This window comes from Campylobacter sp., assembly GCF_020024835.1.
Classification (GTDB): Bacteria; Campylobacterota; Campylobacteria; order Campylobacterales; family Campylobacteraceae; genus Campylobacter_D.
Genome location: NZ_JAHHTD010000052.1, coordinates 1 through 6,937 on the forward strand (window position 1 = coordinate 1; position 6,937 = coordinate 6,937).

General features: G+C 28.3%; 10 protein-coding genes. 2 read left to right on the forward strand and 8 right to left on the reverse strand.

The annotated features are described in order from the left end of the window. Nucleotides 1-202 precede the first annotated feature (202 nt). The 8 genes from QZ429_RS07115 to QZ429_RS07150 all read right to left on the reverse strand — a co-directional run bounded on the left by QZ429_RS07115 (nucleotide 203) and on the right by QZ429_RS07150 (nucleotide 5,229). Nucleotides 203-598, reverse strand: a complete 396-nt coding sequence (locus QZ429_RS07115; RefSeq protein ID WP_291953229.1) for a YopX family protein — start codon at nucleotides 596-598, stop codon at nucleotides 203-205. Beyond that, entirely contained in the window at nucleotides 595-1,080 is a 486-nt protein-coding gene (locus QZ429_RS07120) for a host-nuclease inhibitor Gam family protein (protein ID WP_291953230.1), read from the reverse strand. Before QZ429_RS07120 ends, QZ429_RS07115 begins: the two co-directional genes overlap by 4 nt. Nucleotides 1,081-1,188: 108 nt before the next feature. Beyond that, nucleotides 1,189-1,527, reverse strand: coding sequence for a DUF4406 domain-containing protein (locus tag QZ429_RS07125; RefSeq protein ID WP_291953232.1), 339 nt, complete (start codon nucleotides 1,525-1,527; stop codon nucleotides 1,189-1,191). A gap of 55 nt (nucleotides 1,528-1,582) precedes the next feature. Next, entirely contained in the window at nucleotides 1,583-1,768 is a 186-nt protein-coding gene (locus tag QZ429_RS07130; protein ID WP_291953234.1) for a hypothetical protein, read from the reverse strand. Continuing rightward, the gene (locus tag QZ429_RS07135) at nucleotides 1,765-1,956 is read right to left on the reverse strand and encodes a sigma factor-like helix-turn-helix DNA-binding protein (RefSeq protein ID WP_291953236.1); all 192 of its coding nucleotides are present in this window, start codon (nucleotides 1,954-1,956) and stop codon (nucleotides 1,765-1,767) included. The genes QZ429_RS07130 and QZ429_RS07135 overlap by 4 nt, the downstream gene beginning before the upstream one ends. A gap of 2 nt (nucleotides 1,957-1,958) precedes the next feature. Further along, complete coding sequence (locus QZ429_RS07140; protein ID WP_291953238.1) at nucleotides 1,959-2,882, reverse strand: AAA family ATPase; 924 nt, start codon at nucleotides 2,880-2,882, stop codon at nucleotides 1,959-1,961. An 81-nt stretch (nucleotides 2,883-2,963) separates the two neighbouring features. After that, nucleotides 2,964-5,027, reverse strand: coding sequence for a DDE-type integrase/transposase/recombinase (locus tag QZ429_RS07145; protein ID WP_291953240.1), 2,064 nt, complete (start codon nucleotides 5,025-5,027; stop codon nucleotides 2,964-2,966). 1 nt (nucleotide 5,028) lies between these two features. After that, nucleotides 5,029-5,229, reverse strand: a complete 201-nt coding sequence (locus QZ429_RS07150) for a Mu phage-associated protein (RefSeq protein WP_039663976.1) — start codon at nucleotides 5,227-5,229, stop codon at nucleotides 5,029-5,031. A 150-nt stretch (nucleotides 5,230-5,379) separates the two neighbouring features. On the opposite strand from QZ429_RS07150, the gene QZ429_RS07155 reads away from it, so the two are divergent. Beyond that, complete coding sequence (locus tag QZ429_RS07155) at nucleotides 5,380-6,027, forward strand: LexA family transcriptional regulator (RefSeq protein WP_291953243.1); 648 nt, start codon at nucleotides 5,380-5,382, stop codon at nucleotides 6,025-6,027. A gap of 14 nt (nucleotides 6,028-6,041) precedes the next feature. Then, nucleotides 6,042-6,785, forward strand: a complete 744-nt coding sequence (locus QZ429_RS07160; RefSeq protein WP_291953245.1) for a hypothetical protein — start codon at nucleotides 6,042-6,044, stop codon at nucleotides 6,783-6,785. Nucleotides 6,786-6,937: the final 152 nt, after the last annotated feature.

Consider the following 6,937-nt stretch of genomic DNA (forward strand, 5'->3'; position numbering starts at 1 on the left):
GCTTCTATCTCTATAAAAGGTTAAAGTTCTTTTTAACGTTAAAAGCAAAACATCTCATTTGTTAATTCATATTTCATTTTCACCCTTTTTGTTTTAATTTAAGCTTTAAAAACTTAATCAAGCCCATTAAATCAATGGACTTTGTTAAATTTTTTGGCTTTTTTAACATATTTCATTTTTGTGTTAAAATTTTTAATATTTTTTAACATTTTAAAAGCTCAGGATTTTTGTGAATATTGCCGATGATTTCTATGCTAAAATTAAATTCACTTTCTAAGTATCTATATGAGTAATCATCAATTCTTGGAAATAAACCATTATCTTTAGAAGTAAAAAACAACCCATTATAAGTAATAGCATTAGCATAAGCTATTATTTCTTGGGTTCCATTAAATCTAAATTTTAAAATATCGTTTTCATAAATCTTTTTTCCATTTTTGTCATAAAGTCCTGTAAAAAGTTCTATCTCACAATCTTGAATAATATCAGTTGCTCCATGTATCAAATCACACATTAAGTTTGATAAAAGCACAATATCTTTAATATACTCTTTATCAGTGTTATTCCATATCCTAAAGTCAAAATCTTTTAGTTTCATTTTTCAATCTCCAAACTTTCAATACGAGGTTCTATTCTAAAATTATCTTTTACTACTCTTTTAAGTCCTAGTTTTACCAAGGTGCTATCTTCAAGCTCTACAATAGCATCTTTATTAAGCTCTTCTTTATAGCTAATACATTCATTAAGTCCATAGCTTTTAAAAGCTTTTACAAGAGTTTCTAGCTTTTCTTTTACTCTTGGTAAAGGTACACTCTCACTTATACGATAGCCAATCTTTCCAAAGGTAAATTCTTTAGATCTTTTTTCAGCAAATTCATGTTTATTATTTTCACAAAAGGTGCTAATACATTGCTCCATATATTTAAGCTCATCGCTTAAAACTTTAATTTTACCCGCATGAGCTTCTTTAATCTCATTACAAGCTAAAGTTACTTCACCATTAATTTTTTCTATTTTTACACTTAATTCAGCTATTTTTTTAAGCGCTAAATTAACATCTTCAAAACTTTTTATTTCCATTTATTCTCCTTTAAATTAAATTTTTTAATTTGGTAACCCCAAAGAATCACGCCATATCTTAAAAGCATTGCGTGTTTAGTTCTTTTTCTAACTATTCTCAAGCCCTTTTTATAAGGGCAAATCCAATATTAATTCTTTAATGCCAAGCTTTTTAGCTAATGCTAATTCTTCTTGCATACCTTGTGAATACTTAGCATCTTCATGAGTACTCATATAAATATAATCACTTGCTTTTAAAAGCTCCAATCCCATTTTTAAAGCTATTTCTCTGTGTTTTTCTTCATCTAAATAGCTAAATTGTAAAATAGGTGAAATAGGTGTAAAACCTTCACATTCACGCATGATTTTTAAGCATTCTCGCGTTGCTATACTAATAGCTTGTGCTTTTCTTTGACTTTCTCTTACAGCTAAAGCTTTATAAGGAGAAGCTATATAAACTATTGCCATGAATTTTCCTTTCTAATAAATTTAAGTTTTAAAAAACTTAATCAAAGTGCTTTAATTAAGCACCTTTGTTAAGCTTTTTGCTCTTTTCAAAATTAATTATTTTTAAGGCAATATGATCAGGATAAATTCCTTTTAAAACATCTACAAATACACCACTTTCTTTGTAAATAATACTTACACCTTTTATCTCATATAAAGAAGCACTATAATCAGCTCTTTCTCCTCTAATCATTCTTCTCATTTTCTTTCTCCTTGCATTAAATTTTCTTTTTTTACTCTTTGCTCTTCTAAAGCTTTTAAGGTATCCATAATCTCTCTCCATTTTTCCTTATTTTTTGGATGAGCTAGCTTTTTTAAGGCATTTTTGTATATTTGACTAACTCTAGCTCTTGAGATATTTAATTCCCTAGCTATTTCTTCAAAACCCATTCTTAACCTAATAGTAAATATCCAGCTGCAGCTTCAATATGCTTTATTTCTATACTTTTACCATCAGCAAAATCACTAGCTCTTTTTAAAAGCTTTTCGCTTTTTCTAAAATTACCCCTAGCTAGATTAAAAATCAAATCTATTGCTTTTTTATCTGCTAGGGAAAAATAATCACAAAGTGCTTTTAAATCTTCATCTTTTAAGCCCTCTTTGTTTTGATAGCAAAGTCCTTTTAATTCCCATTTTGCACCAATTCTAGAACTAAGCTGTCCATACTCGTTATAATCATTTCTACCAACACCTGTAAGATTGTTTTTAAGCTTTTTTGTTCCTACTAAAATCAAAGCAGTATTTGAGAAATCATATATGCGTCTTAAGCACTCAAGTGCTCTAAAAGGCAAGTGTTCGCTCTCATCTATAATTAAAACTTTTGAAGTTCTTGCTAACTCACTAGCTATGCCTCTAATCTTATCATCAAGTGAGCCTTTAAAACACACATTAAGTTTGTTTTCAAGACCACTTAGAAGCATTCTTTTACTAGTTTCAGTAGTAGCTTCAAACAAAACTACCCTTGTGCCATTTTGATTAGCATATTCTTTAATAGCTCGACTTTTACCAGTTCCTGCTTCACCTATGATAACTCCCATTTCACGGTTACACATAGCATTTTCTATAGTTACATTAATTGCTTTTACATCTTTTGTAACTATAAAAGGTGTTTGTAGTTCTTTAATGCTTTTTTCTTCTACGAAGCTTTTTATATACTTTTCAAGTAATGGCTCTACTTTAGTAGCATATTTATAGCTACTTCCTTCTTTCATATAGCCAACCATATAGCTTTTATTAATCCCTAAACGATCAGCTAAGTTGTTTTGAGAGATGTTTTGTATGCTTAAAAATCTCTTGGTTTGCTGGGCTAAATCCATTTTTCATCCTTTTGTTTTTTGCTAAGTTTTTAGATTTTAAAAACTCTTTAAAACTTGAATTAATCAAGCTTTAAACAATTTTTAACCAGCAAAATATTTTTTATCCACAAAAGCTTCCATATCAAATTCGCTTTCGTTATTTGTAGTTTCTTTTTTAGAGTTTAAAATAAGCTCATCAGCACTGGTATCGTTTTTAATTTTTTCAAGTTTTCTTTGTGTTGTTAAATTTTCTTTAGCAAGTGATTTTTGATGTACTTCTTTAGCTTTTATAAGTGAGTTTTCAAAAGTATTTTGCAAATCTTGTAAGTCTTGCTTAATATTAAGTTTGGTAAATGCTGTAATTTCATCTTTTTTAAGCACTTCTTTGATAGCTTTAACTTCGCTTTCATATCCTTTTTTAAGCATTTTAAAGCTTTCTTTGCTAAGTTTAGCAATACTTTCATCAAGCGCTAAGCAAAGAAAATTTCCCATCATATCATAGATAAAAAGTTCTTTGATATTATCGATATTTTGAACACATTTAACCTTTGTTCCAACACTTGGCATCAAGGCACTTTTATAAACTCTACCTTCAAAGTTAATACCTTTTTTACTAACAACCCTAAGCTCTTTATTGCCTGCATTAAATAAAAATTCCTCATAAGATATTTTTACAATAGCTCTATCACATGAGTTCCAAAGCTCAAGTGGGGTTTTAATGCCTTTTTTGCGGCGAACTTTGCTCATATTCCATTTAATCACTTCAGCTTCTAAAAATTCACAAGCCTCACCAAAGGTATGAAGTAATTTTTGATTAGTCTTTTTAGCAAAACCATACTCATCTTTAGCATGTCGTTCTTTTTTAGGAGTTTTTTGCTCAATTGCTTCTCTTTTAGCTAAATTTGATCCTATTGATCCATGAAATAAAGAAATACCGCCATGTTGAAGTGTTTTAAATCTTCTTTCAACTAAAGCCTTTTGTTCTCCTGCATAAGCAATAGCTGCATCATAAGTTATATTAAGACCATCAAGTAAGCTTTGAAAATCTTTTGAAAGATAATCTTTACCATTATCCCCTTTAATCATATCAGGCTTACCAAATTTATCTATAGCTTTCCATAAAAGCCTAGTTAGACTTAAAGAGTTTGATTTTCCTGCTAAAGTAGCTACCCCCATACCACTATAAACATCAACGACACTTAAAATGTGAGGGCGAAAAGGCTCTAAGGTTTCATCATCTCTAACTATAAAATCAGCTGGAGAGCTATCGATTTGCCAACACATATTTTTCATATCATAAGCTTCTCTTTGATTGCCAAGTGCAGGTAGAAACTTACTTTTTGCTTTATCTAAGCCTTGAGTGATAATACAATGTTCTAATGGTTTATATTTATAGTAGTTTTTGATGAAATTTTGCAAAGTTTTTGCACTAAAAAGTGGTTTTACCTCTCCTAAATCAAAACCTATAAAATCATAGTTTTCTTTTTGTGCTGCTTCTTTGTGAATTTTCCACCAAAGTTCAGTGAAATTAAATCCACCCGCCGCAAAGGAGCGATACTCTCTTAAAGCATACTCCTGTATCCAAGTGCTAAGTTTTGTTTTATCTTTGCGGTGAAGTCCGCGAGTGTCGATAAGACCTAGAATGCCATGAGCTTTGAAGGATTGTTGCCATTTCATAAAAATATCTTTTTTAATATTTAATATTTCTAAGGCTCTTTTTTGTTTTAAACCACCTTCAATATATTTTTCCACTTGCTTAAGTAGTTTTACTTTGCTTCTTGCATCTTCTTTAAGCTTATCACTTAAATTTTCAAATTTTAAATTTAAAACAGCCAAATCATTGTCTATTTTTGACTCTGTTAAATTTAAATTTTTCTCTTCAATAATGCAATTTGTATTATTTTCACTTATAATCCCACTCAATTTAACTTCTTGCATTTTTTCATCATAAATTAAAGTATTTTTACTGATTAATTCTTGGTTAAAGGCGGTTAAAATCTGCTCTTTACTTATTTTAAATAGTAGTTTTTTGCCACCTCTGCCACCATTAGCATTATCTACTTTCAACCACTCATATTTATTTGATTTTCTAGTTACTGCAAGTCTTAAGGCGCCTTCACTTACATTAAAAATTTGCGAAGCTTCTTTGGTTTCTAAAAAATACATTTTACTTTAAACCTTGTGGAAGCTCGTTAATAATACCAAGCTCTAATAGTTTTTCAAATACAACTTTTGTACTACCTTTAGTATTTCTTTGACCTGTAATTTCGCCTTTAATAACTCTATGTAAAATATCATAACTGATATTATGTGTTCTAGCAAAGGCTTTTACATTAATAGCGTTGTTTTCAAAATATGCTTTAATCATATTTTTCCTTTAATACTTCAATTTTAATTGAAGTTTATTTTTGATTGTGATAAAATTTCAATTTTAATTGAAGTATTATACTATTAAAAGTTAGTATAAGTCAAGAAAAAAACTAATTTTTAATAGTATTTTTATTGAGGTTGTAATTTTATGGAAGTTTCAAATATACTACAAAAAATGTTCGAAGCAATAGGTGTTAAAAATAAAAATCAACTAGCAAAGTATCTAAATATAGAAAATAGCTTTATATCCGGCTGGGAGAAGAGAGGTAAAATTCCTGAAAAATATATTTATAAAATTTCTCAAGACAGCAATTTACCATATGAATATTTTTTAAATAATACTAATAAAAATGAGTATAATACTAACAAATGCAACCAAAGTACCACTTTTTACTCTATACCAAAACTTAATATTTCAGCTTCTGCTGGTGGTGGCAATGAATTAATAGGATTAGAAGAATATGAAACTGGTGAAATGCTAGAGCTTAGTAAAGCTTTTTTTAAAACAACACCAAAGAATTTAAAAGCTATTAAAGTTGATGGATATTCTATGGTTCCAATGCTTCTACCTGATAGCTGGGTGGTATTTGAAGAAACACATGAGTATCAAGGAGATGGATTATATATTTTAAATTTTGATAATCAACTTATGGTCAAGCTTTTGCAATTAAATCCAATAAGTAAAATTTTGGATATTATTAGTGTTAATAAGGATTACAAAAGCTACAGCATAGATCTAAAAGACTCACAAATTGAGTTAATTATACAAGGCAAGGTTCTGCGTTCTATTATATAGTTTAAGGATTTAAAATGAATGTTGTATTATTAATATTAATAATTATTTTTATTATTATTTTATGTAATTATTTATATAGAAGAATAAAAGGAATGCCAGATAAATCACTGAAAGAAACTTGGAGCGATCTTAAACTTGAATGGTGTAAATACAAGCAAGAAAGTAAAGAAGATTGGGATAAGTATAAGCAAAAATGTAAAAAAATTGATGAAGAATATAGACAAAAAATACAAACAATAAATGAGGAATTTGTAAAGAAAAAAGAACAAAAAGACTTAGTAAAAATAGAAGACTCTTATAAAGAAATATATGAAGAATATAAAAACTTTTCTATAGATGAACGAGGTAAATTTTTACATAATTTGCTTTTAAACGATCAAGATGAATATGTAGAAGTGTTAAGATTTATTCAAATCGCAGAAGAAAGCGTTGATATAGCTTTAAAATCAAAAAATAAAGATGTTGCAGAAAGCAGAAGAAAACTTGCATTAGAAATGGAACAAAAAATACAAGAAAGACATCCTAAAGCTTATGGTTTAATTGCTGGTATTATTCAGCTTTTAAAAGATAATTATGATCTAAGTCTTTTTGAAAATCAATGTATTAAGTATTATGAAGACGCTAAGAAACTAAAAACCATTAAATCTAGGCAAAAAAGAATTGATTGTATAAATGATTTAATAAAAGAAGCTGAAATAAATCCTAAAATTGATAAAAAAATTATTGATTTTTGGAAAAATAAAGTAAAAGAAATATAATAATTACATTTTAAGTTTAAGCTTTGTGGAAAATTAAAATTACACCAAAAAGTGTATTTTTATTTTTCTAAGGTGTATTTTTATTTTTCCGCCGACATTAAGCCAACAATACTCATACCCATCACACTCATAAGGATCAAAGCAGTGCATTC

What these genes read in the sequence shown, in the direction of transcription:
- QZ429_RS07140 (WP_291953238.1), bottom strand. Translation starts at nt 2,882, where the DNA reads ATGGATTTAGCCCAGCAAACCAAGAGATTTTTAAGCATACAAAACATC.
- QZ429_RS07120 (WP_291953230.1), bottom strand. Translation starts at nt 1,080, where the DNA reads ATGGAAATAAAAAGTTTTGAAGATGTTAATTTAGCGCTTAAAAAAATA.
- QZ429_RS07130 (WP_291953234.1), bottom strand. Translation starts at nt 1,768, where the DNA reads ATGAGAAGAATGATTAGAGGAGAAAGAGCTGATTATAGTGCTTCTTTA.
- QZ429_RS07150 (WP_039663976.1), bottom strand. Translation starts at nt 5,229, where the DNA reads ATGATTAAAGCATATTTTGAAAACAACGCTATTAATGTAAAAGCCTTT.
- QZ429_RS07125 (WP_291953232.1), bottom strand. Translation starts at nt 1,527, where the DNA reads ATGGCAATAGTTTATATAGCTTCTCCTTATAAAGCTTTAGCTGTAAGA.
- QZ429_RS07145 (WP_291953240.1), bottom strand. Translation starts at nt 5,027, where the DNA reads ATGTATTTTTTAGAAACCAAAGAAGCTTCGCAAATTTTTAATGTAAGT.
- QZ429_RS07115 (WP_291953229.1), bottom strand. Translation starts at nt 598, where the DNA reads ATGAAACTAAAAGATTTTGACTTTAGGATATGGAATAACACTGATAAA.
- QZ429_RS07135 (WP_291953236.1), bottom strand. Translation starts at nt 1,956, where the DNA reads ATGGGTTTTGAAGAAATAGCTAGGGAATTAAATATCTCAAGAGCTAGA.
- QZ429_RS07160 (WP_291953245.1), top strand. Translation starts at nt 6,042, where the DNA reads ATGAATGTTGTATTATTAATATTAATAATTATTTTTATTATTATTTTA.
- QZ429_RS07155 (WP_291953243.1), top strand. Translation starts at nt 5,380, where the DNA reads ATGGAAGTTTCAAATATACTACAAAAAATGTTCGAAGCAATAGGTGTT.